Here is a 16525-nt window from a genome sequence, read left to right as displayed (position 1 = left end):
CTCAATGAATATTGGCTGGAGCTGGATGCCCAAATTCGTACAGACTTTAATATTTATGGCACCAAAACGGATTTTGTCTATAATCTGAAGCAAAAGTCTAAAATGAAGGAATTTTTTCATAAAAGTGGTGTGAGTACAGTCCAATTCTCGACGGGGACTACTCGCGAAAGCGTAGAGGCGTTTATTCAGAACACCGGTTTCCCATTAGTCGTCAAACCGGATCTCGGCTCTGGGGCCAGCATGACCTATAAGATTAATAACCTTGAGGAGTTAGACCACTTTTTCAACACAAAACCAGCTGATGTTGCCTTTATTATTGAAGAATTCATCGACGGGATCATTCTTACTTATGACGGACTGGTGGATATTAACGGTGAGGTGCGGTTTGCAGTAAGCCATCTGTTCGAGAACAGCGTAATGGATGTAGTGAATAACAATGACCACCTCACCTATTACTGTCTGAAGGACATCAGTCCTGAGGTTGAGAGCGCCGGCAGAGGCATTTTGAAGGCTTTTGAGATTAAAGAACGCTTCTTCCATATCGAATTATTCAAGTCGAATAAGGACGGTCGGATTATTGCCCTTGAGGTTAATATGAGACCCCCTGGAGCCTGGATGACCGATGCGATCAATTTCACCTATGACGTAGATATCTATAAAGAATGGGCCAGTATGATCGTACATAATGAGGTTGGCGGACCTTATGAGGGCAAATATTACACCGGATATGCCAGCCGCAAACAACATAAGCATTATGTCCATAGCCACGAGGATATACTTCACACCTTTGGTCCACAAATCGTAAATTATAATGAAATTGAGGAAGTATTTAGCAGAGCCATGGGGAATAGCGCATATCAATTCCGCTCAGGCCAATTAGAAGAGGTTCGGAACATCGTGAATTATGTTCAACAAGAAGAGGGATAGGGTGTGTTAAGGGATGAAGATCAGCTACCACAAAGAGTACAGTCACTTTTTAAATAGAGAGATGGAATATAAAATATATGGTCATGCCGGAAAACCTATGCTTGTATTCCCTACATCGTTAGGGAGATTTTATCAGTATGAGGATTCAGGAATGGTAGACACGCTTCAGCCTTTCATCGAAGCAGGCAAGCTGCAGATCTGGGCCTGTGACAGTATCGATGAGGAAACATTCTTCTCTTCCCACTGGAATGTCGAAGACAAGATCAACCGGCACGAGCAATATGATAAATATATCTCACAGGAATTGATTCCTGGCATCCTTCACCAAAGTAAATGGAACAATGGTGGAGCCGACCAGAAAATTCTAATCTCCGGCTGCTCGATGGGAGCTTATTACGGTGCCAGCTTCTTCTTCCGTTACCCGCAGTACTTTGATACCTTAATCGCCCTTAGCGGCGTTTATTCCACCCATTATTTCTTTGGTGACTATGTCAGTGAACAAGTGTATCTGAATTCACCTCTAAACTACTTGCCTGAACTGCATGATGAATACTATCTAGAGCAATACAGACATAGCAACATTATCCTTTGCGTCGGACAGGGAGCCTACGAAGATGAGATGCTGCACGAAACTCGCCGCCTTCAGGACCTGCTGCACCACAAAAAAATCCCGGCCCGCATAGAATATTGGGGCAAGGATGTCGATCATGACTGGCCTTGGTGGAATAAACAGATCCATCATTATGTGGATAGCTGCCTGTAATACAAAAGCAACGGCTTCGCCGTCCTATCTATAGGACGGTGAAGCCGTTGCTTTCTTACATTTTTTTATTCCGGCAAATGCTCTTTACAGAAAAGGACCAGTGCTGCTTCCTCGTCTTCTTCAAAATCGAATTCCAGAACATTACCTGTTGTTGTTTCCTGCAAATCGTAGCTAACGATACTAGTCTGCTCATCTTCCACTTTAACGATCACACGAGCGGATACCCCATTCTCTACGTACAGTTCATCATCCTCTGGAACGTCCAGATTGATGACGAATTCATATCTCTTACCGGTTAGAATACCAAATGGGTCCTTTAGATTGTCCACTTTATAACTCGTAAATTTCAGCATTGCTTCAATCAACCTCTTTTCCTTATAACTACCAAACGTAATTGTATCACAAAAAGATAAGCGAATGATTCCTTACAGCCAGGATTTCTTCGCAATCTGTAGGTTTGGAGCATGATATCAACCAGTTTTTCCAGTGAAGTCCTACTTTATCCCTCGTATCGGTCATGTCTACTCTATCCGATTCACTAAATCATCAAGAAAACGTCCAATAACCTCAAGCTCATCGGGACGATATCTGCTAAGGAGCTACAACAACTGCTGTACGGGTTTCTGATGACCCTCTTCATGAAGCTCCCACAATGTATACCCGATAGGGGTTAAAGTGAAGCATACTTCCTTTTGACTGGCAGGGACTTGTTGCTTAATCACTAGTCCTTTCCGTTCCAGTCGGTTGCCTAGCCTGCTCTTTGATGGCTGGAGCTTCTGCCGGGTTAGCATCTTTTTGTAAAGCTATATTCTGTAAAAGAACTCGCAAAAAAGCGCATCCTTAGGGATACGCTTCTGTCGCTAGAACTTATTTCAGCCTGCTACCATACTATCCTTAGTCAAGCTGTTCTCTTTGGACTTCTTGATTTGTTTGCTTCTGAGCTGCCCGCAAGCGGCATCAATATCTACCCCATGCTCAAGACGAGTACTCACGCTCACATCCTGCTTCTTCAAGGTGTCAAAAAAGGCCCGTATAGATTCCAGTTCACTTCTTTGATATTGGCTGTGCTCATCAACCGGATTATATGGAATTAAGTTCACGTTAACCAGCTGCCGCCGATGGCCAATCAGTTCCGCAAGCTCCAGAGCATGCTCCCTGCCGTCATTAACATCCTTCATCAGGATGTATTCAAATGTAATTCTCCGATTGCTTTTCTCCAGATAGTAATCAATGGCTGACATTAATTTCTCTATAGGAATAGCCCGGTTGATCTTCATAATCCGTGTTCGCAGCTCATTATTAGGTGCATGCAGCGAAACGGCCAGATTCACCTGCATATTAGCATCGGCGAATTCTACAATTTTATCAGCAAGTCCACTCGTCGATACAGTGATCCCTCTGCCAGCTATCGCTAATCCCTTATGATCCTTAATAATTGTTAGAAAGTTGAGTAGGTTCGTAAAGTTATCAAATGGTTCGCCAATTCCCATCACTACAACGTGGCTGACCTTGTGTTCAGGGTTGACCGTATCCAGATACTGCTGCACCTTCATGATCTGCTCCACAATCTCACCACTGGACAGATCCCGGCTCTTGGCTAGCAATCCGCTTGCACAGAAGCTACAGCCGATATTGCAGCCTACCTGGGTCGTGACACACACAGACAAGCCATATTTCTGTCTCATGAGTACCGTTTCGATCAGGTTGCCATCCTTTAAGCGGAACAGGAACTTAATAGTTCCATCCTCGGATTCCTGCTTCACATGTTCTTCCATCGTATCAATTACGAAATGATCAGCTAATAATAGCATGCACTCTTTATTTACATCGAGCATTTCCGCGAAATCTGTGATCCGCTTCCGGTACAGCCAATCCCAGACCTGGGTTGCCCGAAATCTTTTATGTCCATATTCCAAAAGCCATGTCGTCAATTGTTCTAAAGTTAATCCATAAATGGATTGTTTATTCATTTCATATCCTCTTTTCAAAACATTAAAGTTCAGTTCTGCTTATTGTCTCAAATTTTTTTTATTAAAACAAGAGGGTTCGCGGTATTCTAGCTGCGATATCTAAAAAGCGCACCCCTGAACGGGTACGCTTCTTAGATATTCCAATATTAATAATCTATTTAAAAATTGCGAACTTCATGTTCTTACTCTGTAGATATTCGATGATTTCCGGCAACACTTTAACGGTAATACTCTTCTCATGCAGGAGATAGATCCCGCCAGAAGGGTCCTCTACTTGAAAATATTGCAGAATCTCTTCCGTATTCTTAGCTTTCCAATCTTGCGGGTCGCGGTTCCATAACAGCACCTTCATATGCTGCTCTTTCACCTTATTGGCCAGCTTATCATTAATTGCACCATAAGGAGGCCGGAAAATAGTAATGGGCATAGGAACAATTTGTTCTAGTGCCTCATTAGCCTTGGCAAGATTCTCCTCGTTCTCCCCATTACTATTCTCTGTCATATCACTGTGATCCCAGGAGTGGTTTCCGATCGGCATCCCATGCTCGTTCGCATATCTCACCTCATCTTGATGCTTCAATACATTCTTGCCAACGAACAGAAAGGTTGCAGCCACCTTGTGTTCTGTCAGAATATCCACGATCTGCTTCGTATATTGAGACGGACCATCATCAAAGGATAAAGCCACGTACCCATCTGGCAATCCATATTCAAATTTGTCCTCATCTATATTAATATCATGATACGACTGAGACTGTTCCTTTGAGGGCGTCGAAGGTTCTAGGGAAGGAAGTATGGGCTGGGTTTGGATGGAGGCCGTCTGGACTAGATAAGGAAGTAGCCTGGAACTGATCACTTTGGAGCTTACTCCAAGCACCGAATTGTCTTGAGCATCAGCGCTTTCCATCAACAAATTCTGATCCATACGCAGACTCATTACAAAGAACAGGAAACTGAACATTAAGCAGCGCCAAACGACATGTCCCCCGCGCCACGCCGACTTATTCTTTCGAAGCTTAACTACTGCAGGAGGAATCACAGCCTGATATTCCCTCTCGTCCTCCAAGGGGGTATATTCATACTGTTTGAATTGGAGAAGTTGCGCTACATAGTCTTCAGAACAGGCAAAATACAACGTTTCACTGAAGGTTCTGTTCATTTTGACAAGTGTGCTGTAATACGTTTGTCGAAAAGGGTCCCGCTTCGGATAGATCGATAATCTTACTCTTTCCCCGAAAAAGGGGCCCAACTGATTCAACTGATCATATGTAAATTCATCGATGGTGAGAACGCATTTAGTATATCCTTCATTACAGGTCAGACCTACCTCAAGCTGATAACCAACTGACTTATGCTCAAGCGACAGTAACTCAAGCATCAGAATGGTGTTGGGTTCAATAGATGGCATTAATCTTATGTATCTCCGTTTCCACCTTTACGCTCTGCCAGAGTATTGGCAAAGGGTAAAGTCATCCGATTAGTAAAGTCACTGATCATATTGGAGAGGTATGCTTTTTCTTGCCGGACCGTATCGTACTTCTGTCTTAAATGCGAATTCTCAATTTCTATCCGGCCAATCTTCTCTTCCAGATCATTCATCTTCTTATTTCTTTCTGCATGTGCCTCATTATGCTTCTGTACCAGACTAGTGTACTTTTGCTGTTCAAGATCAATAGTGCTTTTTAATTCTTCGACCTCAAGTGACATTGTCGTCTGGATTTCGCGATAATCCTCCATTACTTGATCTACTTTAAGGTTCTTCTCGATCAATTTGTGCTCAAGCTCTAAGATGTTCTTCTCACGCTCTTCAATAACTTTGTTAAGATTCTTCAAGTCCCGATTCAATCGCTCAACATGGCTGCTCGAATGGGTCAATCGATCCTGAAGCTCATTAATATGGGTCTCGGAATGCTGCCGTGCCTGAATGATCTGCTCTACAGAGAAGATCAAATCTAATGATTTCTTATCGAGTTGTGCTTTACCTGTGGAGATTAGACCGCTGATCGTTTCAGCCGCCGCATGATCTTCTTCTTGAACAGGTTCTTCTGTCATTTGTATCATTTGATACACATTAGGCTGCAATGGTTTCTCAGCAGTTTCTTTCTTCTTAAAAAAGGACATCTATCCTCTCACCTCGTTACAAATGTCAAAAAATGTCGAGTACTCTTACGAGTCTATTATAGAATATATATTCTATATGTTAGTGAGCCTTTATATCTAACTTTTTCAAATGTATCCGAAGGCCTAATTTACCGTTAACGGAAGTATTATCCATGTCTTGAGAACGATTTTGCATGAGTATATCATTAACAATTTGGCTCCAAAACCAAAAAAAAGGCACCTTTTCAGGTGCCCCTCCTTAAATTATTTAAAACGCTCTGGGAATTGTTTGATGATCCCCTGTGTCAGGGTATCCGCAAACCTAATCATATGCTCTTCCCCTTTATCAAAAGCTATGTTCTCTGCATCATAATCCTTCTTCACTCTTGCTGTGAGATCATCTGTAAGCAATTGCAAATGCTTGTAGAGCATTGCCTGCAATTCTTTATATGACCAGTTAGGATTTGCTTTGCTGAGAAACATTGCAATATCATCGGCATTCCTATACCACTCTTTATTATACTTTTCTACATCTGCCTGATTTCCAGTCTTCACTGCCTCAACTATCTTACCGGCAAGAAGAATATGCTCTCGCAGCAACTCAGCCAGCTTATTACCTGCCGCCTCTCCGTAATACGGCTTAATAGCATTGCCAATGTCCTGCTGATTCCTCAATAGCCTAGCTAGTACCTGCTTCTGATCCTCCAAGCCTGCAAGGGCGCTTACGGCATACATCCTCGTCCATGTCACATGGTCAATCCAGAGTTTCCGAAGATCACCCTGTAGTTGTACGCCTGCTGGACTCAAACATTGCTTTTTCATCTCACGGACGTGGCCATACCCACTCTCTGCGGCCTGGGCCGTGATCGGCAACAAACTGACCATTAGGAACGCCCCTATCCATATTAGCTTCATAATCCTTTTCATGAATTCCTACTCCTTTAACTGGGGATTAAACAACCTATTGTATTATGGACTATTCCGCCAAAATCATTCGCTTGACCTGCTGAAACAGCAAAGAGCGCAATCCCTAAGGATAGCGCTCTTTGCTGTTTCAGCTATTTACTTGTAGAACACTTTATCTACGTTATATTTAGCCTTTTGTGTATTGATAAGATAGGTCTCATAAATTTCTCTATGGACCGGATCTTCAATGAGACAAACGTCAATTTTGTAGACTTCGTCTCGATGCATCTTCATGACCGATACGCTGTCCTCAAAACACTTCTTAATGCGCGGTCTTAGCTTTCTTGCCTTGCCGACAAACAATAGCTCTTCGTTGTCATTGTAGAACATAAAGATACCGCCCAAATCTCTAGGGATCAGGTGGAAATCAATGAACCCGTAAATATTGCTCAGCTCAGGTGCAACCTGTTTGGTCATACTAACATCCGGCTTGGGAATGGTTATGTTTATCATTTATAGCTCACTTCCTCTTTGTATATAGGACTAAATATTATCACAGATTGGAGTACATGACTATTTCTATCTTTCACAAATATGCCGTTAATTATGAATAGGCTATGCATTTGCCCCCCGACTCATAATCGCCTGTATCGTCTCTGTTATCCCTTGCTCAAAGGAGGTCGCCGGGATAGGGCCAACTAAACGTTCATATTTCTTTCCGCTCAACACTAAAGGCTCTTCGGTCAAATAGAGCATTTCAACGACTTCCTTCATTACCGGGAGGAATAGACCCAGTAATGACAGTCCCATCTTGCCCATAGGTAGAACCAGCTTGGACTTGCCGCTAGCCTGTTGGGCGATGTGGACGATTTCACGGCCGGAGAGGATGCCCCCTCCCGGAATATTCCAGTTCTGTCCATAAGCCTCGTCTCTGCTGGCTAACTCTACAATCATGACTGCCGCATCCGGCAGATACACATATTCACGGGCAACCTTCATATTCCCGACGAAAAGTGCCGGTTTACCGGCAGCGATCGACTCCAGCGTTGAACCTAAATACGAAGCTTCATTGGCGGTAGGGCCGTAATAATCCGGCAAGCGCACGATCATCCTTTGCGTCCGATCCCAGCGCGAGCTAAAGAACATACGCTCGAACTCAAGCTTTATTTTTCCCTTCTTAGTATGGGGATTCTTCGGATAGTCCTCATCTATAGGGTGCTCATTTGTTCTTTTGCCATAAGCATAAATGCCATCTACAGCGATGACCTTGATTCCCAGATTATTCGCCGCCTGCATAACCGCCTCTCCCATGGGTAGCAACCGTGTAGTCATTTCGTTATACGGCATTGCGGCACTATGAAAAATAACATCTGCCCCGAGCGAGGCCGCGGTAATATCATTTTCTTTAAATACGTCGCCGGTCTTTAGGGTAAGGCCCACTGGATTTCCTAGTGTTGCTGCCAGCCCCTCCAGCTTGTGAAGCGATCGTCCAAAGGCTACGGCTTCAATACCCCTTCTTAAAAGTTCCGCGATAATTACCGTTCCTGTCCCTCCTGTTGCACCTAACACTACAGCTTTCTTCATCATCATGTATTCCTCCATTTTATAGTTATTGATTAATCACTACCTAAATTGCAGTAATATCTAGGGTCATATTCCTTAGATATTACATAAACCTAGCAGCTCTTACCCGCGATCCAAATGCTTGGGCTTCAGATCAGGCATTCCAAGCGCCATAGAAATGTTACAGAGCATGCCGTTAGCCATAAAGGTGCTTACCTCCACCTCTGGATGCTCCATCCCGGCAAATACAAATATCTCTTGCACAAGCTCTGTTATATTCCGCATTCCCTGCTGCATCACCTGGCGAATGGCTTCGTCCCGGATGCCTAAAGCCTGAACCTGCAAAATGATCTCATTGGGATGCGTCTCCATCAATCGTTCATATACCCTGATCGCTTCCCAGACGATTAGATCTGCGGGAGCCTTTACTCCCTTAAAGGAGCGGATAATTCGCTCAAAAGCCCGTTCCAGGGTAGCGACAAACAACTCTTCTTTGTTCTTGAACAGCTTAAAGATATAGGGCTGCGAAATGCCGACTTTCTCGGCAACCTGTGCCGTTGTAGCCCTAAAATAACCATGTTCAGCAAAAACAATAACAGCAGCCTCTAGGATCTGCTCCCGACGATTTACTGCGATAACTTCATCCGCTTTCGGTTGCACCAGGTTTGTTTCTTTAGTCATCATATCCTCCTCACAGGGATAAATACTTAGTTATTGATCAATCACTATCTGGGTTCATTATAACCGCCGCTTCCTCATAATTCAACCCTATTTTACACTCCACACTAGGATTAGATTCACTTTCTGGAAGGGGACCGAACTTGACGATAAGCTGACAGGGCAGTAACATGATACTAAGGCATATCCTTTTAGGGATGTCTTTTTTCGATTTACGACAGGGAGGTTGTCCGATTGACAGATATAAACAGACAAACCATTGTAGAGAGTGTGCCACAAAAAGGATTTTTTGGACATCCCAAAGGTCTGTTCACTCTTTTCTTCACAGAGTTCTGGGAGCGCTTTTCCTATTATGGGATGCGAGCTATCCTTGTTTATTTTATGTATTACGAAGTGTCAAAAGGCGGATTGGGTTTTGCTGAAAATACCGCTCTAGCAATTATGTCCATCTACGGATCACTTGTGTATATGTCTGGTATTATCGGCGGCTGGTTCGCCGACAGAATATTAGGACCTTCAAAATCGATTTTTTACGGTGGAATATTGATTATGTTCGGGCATATTGCCTTGGCAATCCCTGCCGGCACTGCGATGTTCTTCCTGTCCATGCTCTTGATTGTAATGGGCACCGGACTACTGAAACCAAATGTATCCAGCGTAGTAGGTGAAATTTACAGTGAAAAGGACCATCGACGGGATTCAGGATTCAGCATCTTTTACATGGGAATTAATCTCGGGGGATTCCTTGCTCCTTTAATTGTAGGAACTATAGGGATGAACTATGACAACTTCCACTTGGGTTTTGCTATTGCTGCTGTCGGGATGTTTGCGGGATTGCTGATCTTTATCCTAACTAAGAAAAAAAATCTGGGTCTGGCTGGGACTATCATAGCGAATCCGCTGTCCGCCACAGAAAAGAAAAAAACCTTCACCTTTATGGGAATCGGTGTAGCTGTAATTATTATCCTGATCGCTATCGCTATTCCAATGGGATTATTAACCTTTGATACCTTTATCGCTCTTATCGGTATCTTAGGGATTCTAATTCCGACTCTATATTTCATTGTCATGTACCGCAGCCCTAAGACAACTGTTATTGAGCGTTCAAGAATCCTCGCTTATATTCCGCTATTTATAGCATCGGTGATGTTCTGGGCGATTCAAGAGCAGGGCTCAACCATTCTTGCTAATTATGCAGACAAGCGTACTCAGCTAGAGTTTGCTGGAATTCATCTTTCTCCCGCTTGGTTCCAATCGCTTAATCCGTTGTTTATTATTATACTCGCACCTGTCTTTGCCTGGCTTTGGGTGAAGCTTGGGGCTAGACAGCCCTCCGTTCCCACCAAATTCTCGCTAGGCCTGCTATTTGCTGGCTTATCCTTTCTGGTCATTCTTGTGCCAGCTTACTTTGGCGGTAATAACTCGTTGGTTAATCCGATGTGGCTCGTTCTAAGCTATCTCATCGTTGTAATCGGAGAGTTATGCCTGTCCCCAGTCGGACTGTCAGTCACTACCAAATTGGCACCTGTAGCCTTCTCTGCCCAAACGATGAGTTTGTGGTTCTTATCCAATGCTGCGGCCCAGGCTATTAATGCCCAGATTGTTAAATTCTACACCGCTGATACTGAAATGCTGTACTTTGGTGTCATCGGCGGAGCCGCGCTCCTACTGAGCCTACTGCTCTTCATGCTTTCTTCTAAGATTCAAGGCTTTATGAAGGGTGTACGGTAGCCTTAATACTAGCTAGTTAAAGTTCAAAAGCCCTCTGACTCCCTGTGAAAGATATTTCACAAAGGCCAGAGGGCTTTTTTGTTAATTGAGGAGCATAGTTTAGTTGCGGCTCCGCAGCTTGGAAAGCAAACGCAGGATCTCAACATATAACCAGACGAGTGTAACCGTCAAGCCAAATGCCCCATACCATTCCATGTACTTCGGCGCACCTTGCTCCGCTCCGGTCTCAATGAAATTGAAATCCAATACCAGATTTAGGGCGGCAACGATCACGATAACCACCGATATGCCAATACCGATTAAACTGTTGTCGTGCAGATAAGGAACAGTCACCCCGAACATCCCAAGTACAAAGCTAAGCAGGTAGACCAAGGCAATTCCGCCTGTAGCCGCTAATACGCCAAGCTTAAATTTCTCTGTGGCCTTAATAACTCTAGTCTTGTACGCCAATAATAAAGCGAAGAATACACAGATGGTTAGTAGCGCTGCCTGCAAAGTGATCCCGTTGTATAAAGACTCATACGATGCTGAAAGTCCGCCTAGAAATACCCCTTCAGCTATTGCATAGATCGGCACCAGATAAGGAGCAGCTGTTGGCTTGAAGCTGATAATTAAAGCTAGGATAAAGCCGAGAATTGCCCCTCCTATTACATAAGGAAATACATTCTGACCTTCAAAATACAACATCCAGATACTAAACGCACCGCCGAGCAGCATAATAAGTGTTATAAACGCTCTGTTTACAGTTCCATTGATTGTCATTTGCTCTTGTCCGGAATAACGATCTGTCTGATCAAAGGTTTTGTCATTTAAAGCCGGATTTCCACTGCGACCTATCATAAGTAGCTCTCCTCACCAGATTCTATTTTGCTTCATTGTATCATGCTTCAGCAATCTCATTCCCAAAAGGAACACTATTATGTATCCGTCTTATGGTGAAAGGGACAGGCCATTTCCACTAGCTGGTTGTCTGTCTCGGATTTCTCCAGGCCATCTTCACCCTGCCGCGGGTCTGTCTCCTTCAACCAACCTGCATAGGCCGACTTCTGGTAAAGAAAGCGGGGGCTGAGATCCAGTTCCTTTAAGGTGCGGTCATGCCAGATTGGAGTAGCCGATGGTGACATCGGTGGAATTAGCCAGGACCAGCGGCCAGATACCTGCCGACCCCGTTCCTCTTCTTGTTGCTGGAACCGTACAAATTGATCAGCTGCCGTATGATGATCCACAATGCTGACACCGGCCTGTTTGAAAGAATGCAGCACCGCACGGTTCAATTCAAGCAGGGCTCGGTCCTTCCACAATGAAGTGTTGGTGGAACGATCCAGTCCCAACAAATCGGCAACAGCGGGCAGACGGTTGTAACGTCCGGTATCCCCCAGATTGCGGGAGCCGATCTCGGTCTCCATATACCAGCCATTAAAAGGAGCGGCCGGATACGCAATTCCACCGATCTCCAGCTGCATATCCGAAACGATGGGAACGGAATACCAGCGCAGCTGCAGCTCTGGGAAACGGGAGATCTCAGGATGACTTAATGGCACCTCTTGCACAAGGTGTTTGGGAATGGGAAAACAGCGAGGCTGTCCATCCCCGATACTAATAACCAACGGCAGCACATCAAAATCCCCACCTGTTCCCTGCCAACCGAGCTGCTGACAGACACGAGTGAAGGCGTCCGAGGCCGGATCGCCGGAACGGGACTTATCAGCGGTCTCTGGATAACCGGCATAGCGAACCAACTGATGGTTCCAGATGCGGATGCGCCGAGCAGCGTCTTCACCACTATGGAATACAGTGATTACGGGACTGATGCGCCCCCCGTTATTCGCCTGCTTCAAGTGCTGCAGCAGTTTCTCTGCCACCTGCTCCTCCGTTTGTGCCTCGCGTGCATCCAATACCTCCAGCGTGTGCCAGAACAGGCGGCCAATACAGCGGCTATTATGGCGCCAAGCCATTCGTGCGCCGTGCATCAACTCATCCTCTGTATGGCGATAGGTGCCCGAGGAATCTATCGCAGAGCGTATTTCCAGAATCCGTTGCTCTATTTCAACTTCAGACTTCTCCAGCTCCGCATAACAAAGCTGGATGAATGCCTCTGCCTGAGTGGCCAACTCTTCAATATTCTTGCTATCCACCCTGCTCACTCCCTGATCTTTTGCCAGTCTTGCCCTAAATAAAGTATAACATTGCGCTAGGATTACTACACCTTTTCAACGCCAGCCTGCCGAAAGAAAGAACAGCCTGCGAAGCACTTAGGCTTCACAGGCTGCAGTAAGGATAGTTTAGCGGTTACGTGGACTAGCTTGCTTATCCAGCGCAGCTAGTCTAGTCTTCTCGTCATCCAATATTTGTTCCGCAAATTCTACACCTTGATCGCTTAAGGAGCGATCGGCTACCCGAACGGCTTCTTCGGCATGTTCCAAGCTATTCTTGGCTTGGGCAATGGTCTGTTCATTCGGATGACTCAAAGCCTGCGAGACAGAGTCGTGCAGCTTATTGACCGAATTCTTCGTCTGTGCCGCAGTGCTGCTATCCTGCAACGTAGCATCATAGCGTTTCATAAATAAGAATCTCTCCCTTCAGAAATGCTCCTGTTCTTCTATAGGATGTTTAAGGAGAAGGCTTCTTATACATCTCAGTTAACTTCTGGGGGTGGCTTTTTTTCATAAAATCATAAACCCGAATCCCTAAATCCAACTGGAAAATATCCTCCGAATTCCGAAAGGAGATATTCAGCACATTCTCAAGCCGTTCCATCCGGTAAACGACTGAATTATAGTGGCAAAAGAGCGCAGCGGCTGTTTCCTTAATGTTCCGGTTCTGTTGGAAGTAACAACGAAGGGTCTCTAACAGCTCAGGCGCTTGTTTGACCTGCTCGCCCATTAGCGGCTCAAGAATCTTGAGCATTTTGGAGGATAAATCACCTTCTTCGGCTATGGAATAGAGGATCGGATAAATCCCCAGTTTCTCATAAAAGATCAGGCTTTGCTCAAGTCTCAAGCTAAGGTTGATCACAAGCGCATCCTTGACCTCCTGATAGGCCAAATATACCCTCTCCAACGATTTGACTGAGCTAATACCCAGATTAAAGGGCTTGCGCTTTAGAATCTTGCGGATGGAATCATAAAGCTCTGTCCACTCTGTTTCCCGAATACCTGTCTTACTTCTAGACGGAATAAGAAAGAGCAGCTGCTGACCCAAGGTAGCAAGCAGATAACCTTTGCGAGTAAGAAAAGTGCGAAGTTGCAAGAATTCTTCGGAGGACAACTTCCCCATATCAGAAAAGCTGCAGAGGACATAATGTTCGGCCAAAGAGAGACTGGTTGAGATCGCCTGCAGCATCAGCGTATCTTTATCTTTCCATTCACCAAGTATCCACTTTTGCAGAAATTCCTCTTTATATTTCTCTTCGATATTGATAAGGCCCCGTTGCTTGGAAAGAATGAGGACCAACAATTGCGAAGCATGCTGAAGAATCATAATATCTGCGGTGGAAATAACGATTTCGTTGGTAGAACACACCAAGTACCCAAATGCCTGCTCGTCTCTCTCTATTGGCATCCATAAGCGGACCAACTCGCGCTCCACGGTTTGGTATAAGTTAACTCCATGGTAGGTGTGCTCAACCGGTTTGCCAAGCACCTCCATGTTTAACGGCCATACAAAATTACATTCCGGTATAGAGCCGAGATTCCTCCCATTATCCAGCATTAGCCCTACCTCACAATTCAGGTATGCCGATACTTCTTGCAAAAAAGTAAGTGTAGACTCTCCCATCAAGACCAGTGAAGTCAAATTTTGCAGTTGATTATGGACAAGATCGATCATCTTGGCTTTCTGATTCAGGATCTCGTCCAGTACTTCAAAGGTTACATAAGGAAAGTGAATATCACCTGCTAATTCTATAATCGGAATGCGATACTCGTCTGCCTGAATGAGAATCTGCGGGGGATGTTTAGATGTCGGTTATCCATAAGCATGCCAATCGCCGTTACTTTGTTAGCAGATATAACAGACATCAATTCACCCTCTTTGGCAAAAGCTTTCATAAAAGCCGTAGAGGTAGTCAGCAGAAAATCCCCTTCTATCGCCTGATTATAAAGATCCCACTCTTCGATGACATGAACCTTAGTCGCAATTCGGTCAATCCCGTTGTTTCCCGCTATTACTGCATGTTCATTGAATAAGTGACCTCTTCTTTGCAATAAATCTATCATTGATATGCCATCCATAATCGGTCCACCTCCTGATAAAGAGAGATAAATGTTATTTATGTTAACATGTCTAAATTCAACTGTCTTCACCATGCTTTTCAAAATTTCTATTTCTTTAGCTCCAAACTCTTCAATATATCCCAATATATAAGGGGTTAAATATATATATAATTAAAATTTGTGACAAAACCACAAAAGATCACCTGTATTTTGGCAGATCTCAATAATGCATTTATATATTAACGTAATATAATATAACACATAGAGAGACAATCTTTAACACAATCATAAGGAGGAGATTCAAATGGAGAGAAAAAGTCCAGCGTTCATTATTTTATCCCTATCCCTCATGAGTTCTCTAGCAATCGCAGGCTGCAGCAGTAATAACAACTCGAACACAGCAAGTACGACGGATTCTCCTTCAAACTCAGCAACAGAAGCACCAGCTGCTACGGAAGCCCCGGCCGAAAAGGTCAACATCACTTATTGGCACACTTGGGCTGGTGGCGAAGATGCGTACATGCAACAAATCGTTGATGAATTCAATAACACTCATCCTAATATTCACGTGGATTCACTGGGTAGCCAAACTACCCAAACTGAGCTTACAGCAATTACTGGCGGAAATTCATTCGATGTCGGATATACACAATATTCAAATGTAGCGAAATGGGCCGAGGTTGGTGCGCTGAGTCAATTGGATGACAGCATCGCCAAGACCGGAATGGATACTGCGGATGTCGTACAAAGTGTATGGGACATCGGCCAATACAATGATAAGCAATTCGCCATTCCGTATACCATGGATACTTTTATGCTCTATTACAATAAAGATCTATTTGCAAAAGCTGGAATTACAGCTCCACCTACCACGATCAGCGAATTACAAGCAGACGCGTTAAAGCTAACTATCAAGGATGGTAGCGACTATAGCCAGTTAGGATTCATTCCGGATTATCCATGGCTCGATGTAGTCGTATGGCGAAATGTATTCGGAGCCAGTCTATATGATGCAGATACAAAGACTATTACGGCAGACAGCCCGGAGAATATCGCCGATATGAATTTCTATAAATCTTTTTATAGTGATCCTTATGATAAAGAAGCCGTCCTGAAATTCAAGAGCGGATTCGGGAACTACCAATCCCCTAACAACGCTTTTTTCCAAGGCCAGCTGGCAATGAGCGTGGAAGGACAATGGCTTCAGACGTTTATTAAAGATTATGCGCCTGACTTAAATTATGGGGTCGCTGCACTTCCTTATCCGGACGGTCATCCAGAGCTGAAGGACGCTGGTGAAGCTCAACCAGGGATGCTGGTCATTCCAGAGCAGTCCAAGAACAAAGAAGCTGCTTGGGAATTCGTTAGCTACCTGGTCTCCAAAGACCCTTACGTTAAATTCTCTGCACTCAAGGGAAGTTTGCCTACTACGTTATCTGCACTCAATGATCCTGCATTGATTGAGCAGAATCCAGGGCTGGAACCCTTTGTGAAATATATCCAAGGCCCGAACATTAAAGCCTTCCCTGCCGTGCCATTCATGACGGAGTTCTTTGCAGCACTGACCGAAGGAGATACCAGTGTTATCAATCTCGAGAAAACTCCGGAAGAAGCCATGAAGGGCGTTGTTGAAAAGGTCCAGCCTTTAGTGAAATAACTCAAATAGTAACAAG

The 16525-nt window shown here is 44.4% G+C and carries 17 protein-coding genes; 4 read left to right on the top strand and 13 right to left on the bottom strand.

Annotation, left to right across the window (positions count from 1 at the left end; translation table 11 throughout):
* The first annotated feature begins 102 nt into the window (after positions 1-102).
* Entirely contained in the window at positions 103-927 is an 825-nt protein-coding gene (locus H1230_RS02355; RefSeq protein WP_239714056.1) for an ATP-grasp domain-containing protein, read from the top strand.
* A gap of 13 nt (positions 928-940) precedes the next feature.
* Positions 941-1690 (top strand): esterase family protein, encoded by a 750-nt coding sequence (locus tag H1230_RS02350; protein WP_239714055.1) that lies wholly within the window; start codon positions 941-943, stop codon positions 1688-1690.
* A gap of 65 nt (positions 1691-1755) precedes the next feature.
* On the opposite strand, the gene H1230_RS02345 is transcribed toward H1230_RS02350, so the two are convergent.
* From H1230_RS02345 to H1230_RS02310, 8 genes are all read right to left on the bottom strand, one after another.
* Entirely contained in the window at positions 1756-2043 is a 288-nt protein-coding gene (locus tag H1230_RS02345) for a DUF6509 family protein (RefSeq protein WP_154119068.1), read from the bottom strand.
* Positions 2044-2562: 519 nt separating this feature from the next.
* Positions 2563-3660, bottom strand: coding sequence for a dual-specificity RNA methyltransferase RlmN (gene rlmN / locus H1230_RS02340; protein ID WP_239714054.1), 1098 nt, complete (start codon positions 3658-3660; stop codon positions 2563-2565).
* A gap of 154 nt (positions 3661-3814) precedes the next feature.
* Positions 3815-5068: a polysaccharide deacetylase family protein gene (locus H1230_RS02335; protein ID WP_239714053.1), complete on the bottom strand. Its 1254-nt coding sequence runs from the start codon at positions 5066-5068 to the stop codon at positions 3815-3817.
* Positions 5069-5073: 5 nt separating this feature from the next.
* A complete protein-coding gene (locus tag H1230_RS02330; RefSeq protein WP_239714052.1) occupies positions 5074-5781 on the bottom strand; it encodes a hypothetical protein in 708 nt (235 codons plus the stop codon).
* Between the two features lie 243 nt (positions 5782-6024).
* Positions 6025-6687 (bottom strand): glycosyltransferase, encoded by a 663-nt coding sequence (locus H1230_RS02325; RefSeq protein WP_239714051.1) that lies wholly within the window; start codon positions 6685-6687, stop codon positions 6025-6027.
* A 135-nt stretch (positions 6688-6822) separates the two neighbouring features.
* Positions 6823-7179, bottom strand: coding sequence for a nucleotide excision repair endonuclease (locus H1230_RS02320; RefSeq protein ID WP_154119062.1), 357 nt, complete (start codon positions 7177-7179; stop codon positions 6823-6825).
* A gap of 102 nt (positions 7180-7281) precedes the next feature.
* Entirely contained in the window at positions 7282-8256 is a 975-nt protein-coding gene (locus H1230_RS02315; protein WP_481857110.1) for an NAD-dependent epimerase/dehydratase family protein, read from the bottom strand.
* Positions 8257-8352: 96 nt separating this feature from the next.
* Positions 8353-8913, bottom strand: a complete 561-nt coding sequence (locus H1230_RS02310; RefSeq protein WP_239714050.1) for a TetR/AcrR family transcriptional regulator — start codon at positions 8911-8913, stop codon at positions 8353-8355.
* A 228-nt stretch (positions 8914-9141) separates the two neighbouring features.
* Here H1230_RS02310 and H1230_RS02305 point away from each other — a divergent pair, with 228 nt between their 5' ends.
* Positions 9142-10638 (top strand): peptide MFS transporter, encoded by a 1497-nt coding sequence (locus H1230_RS02305; RefSeq protein ID WP_239714049.1) that lies wholly within the window; start codon positions 9142-9144, stop codon positions 10636-10638.
* Between the two features lie 99 nt (positions 10639-10737).
* On the opposite strand, the gene H1230_RS02300 is transcribed toward H1230_RS02305, so the two are convergent.
* The 5 genes from H1230_RS02300 to H1230_RS02280 all read right to left on the bottom strand — a co-directional run bounded on the left by H1230_RS02300 (position 10738) and on the right by H1230_RS02280 (position 14870).
* Positions 10738-11478 carry a Bax inhibitor-1/YccA family protein gene (locus tag H1230_RS02300; RefSeq protein ID WP_239714048.1) on the bottom strand — a complete coding sequence of 247 codons (741 nt, stop codon included), beginning with the start codon at positions 11476-11478 and terminating at the stop codon, positions 10738-10740.
* Positions 11479-11555: 77 nt separating this feature from the next.
* Entirely contained in the window at positions 11556-12773 is a 1218-nt protein-coding gene (locus tag H1230_RS02295; protein WP_239714047.1) for a nitric oxide synthase oxygenase, read from the bottom strand.
* 147 nt (positions 12774-12920) lie between these two features.
* The gene (locus H1230_RS02290; RefSeq protein WP_239714046.1) at positions 12921-13199 is read right to left on the bottom strand and encodes a hypothetical protein; all 279 of its coding nucleotides are present in this window, start codon (positions 13197-13199) and stop codon (positions 12921-12923) included.
* A gap of 49 nt (positions 13200-13248) precedes the next feature.
* Complete coding sequence (locus H1230_RS02285) at positions 13249-14466, bottom strand: PucR family transcriptional regulator (protein ID WP_239714045.1); 1218 nt, start codon at positions 14464-14466, stop codon at positions 13249-13251.
* 74 nt (positions 14467-14540) lie between these two features.
* The gene (locus H1230_RS02280; protein WP_239714044.1) at positions 14541-14870 is read right to left on the bottom strand and encodes a PucR family transcriptional regulator ligand-binding domain-containing protein; all 330 of its coding nucleotides are present in this window, start codon (positions 14868-14870) and stop codon (positions 14541-14543) included.
* A gap of 286 nt (positions 14871-15156) precedes the next feature.
* Between H1230_RS02280 and H1230_RS02275 the strand changes: the two genes are divergently transcribed.
* A complete protein-coding gene (locus H1230_RS02275) occupies positions 15157-16509 on the top strand; it encodes an ABC transporter substrate-binding protein (RefSeq protein ID WP_239714043.1) in 1353 nt (450 codons plus the stop codon).
* Positions 16510-16525: the final 16 nt, after the last annotated feature.

The sequence above is a fragment of the Paenibacillus sp. 19GGS1-52 genome, from assembly GCF_022369515.1.
Classification (GTDB): domain Bacteria; phylum Bacillota; class Bacilli; order Paenibacillales; family Paenibacillaceae; genus Paenibacillus_AQ.
The sequence above is the reverse complement of the archived record's forward strand: the minus strand, read 5'-3'. Positions and strand labels throughout refer to the sequence as shown.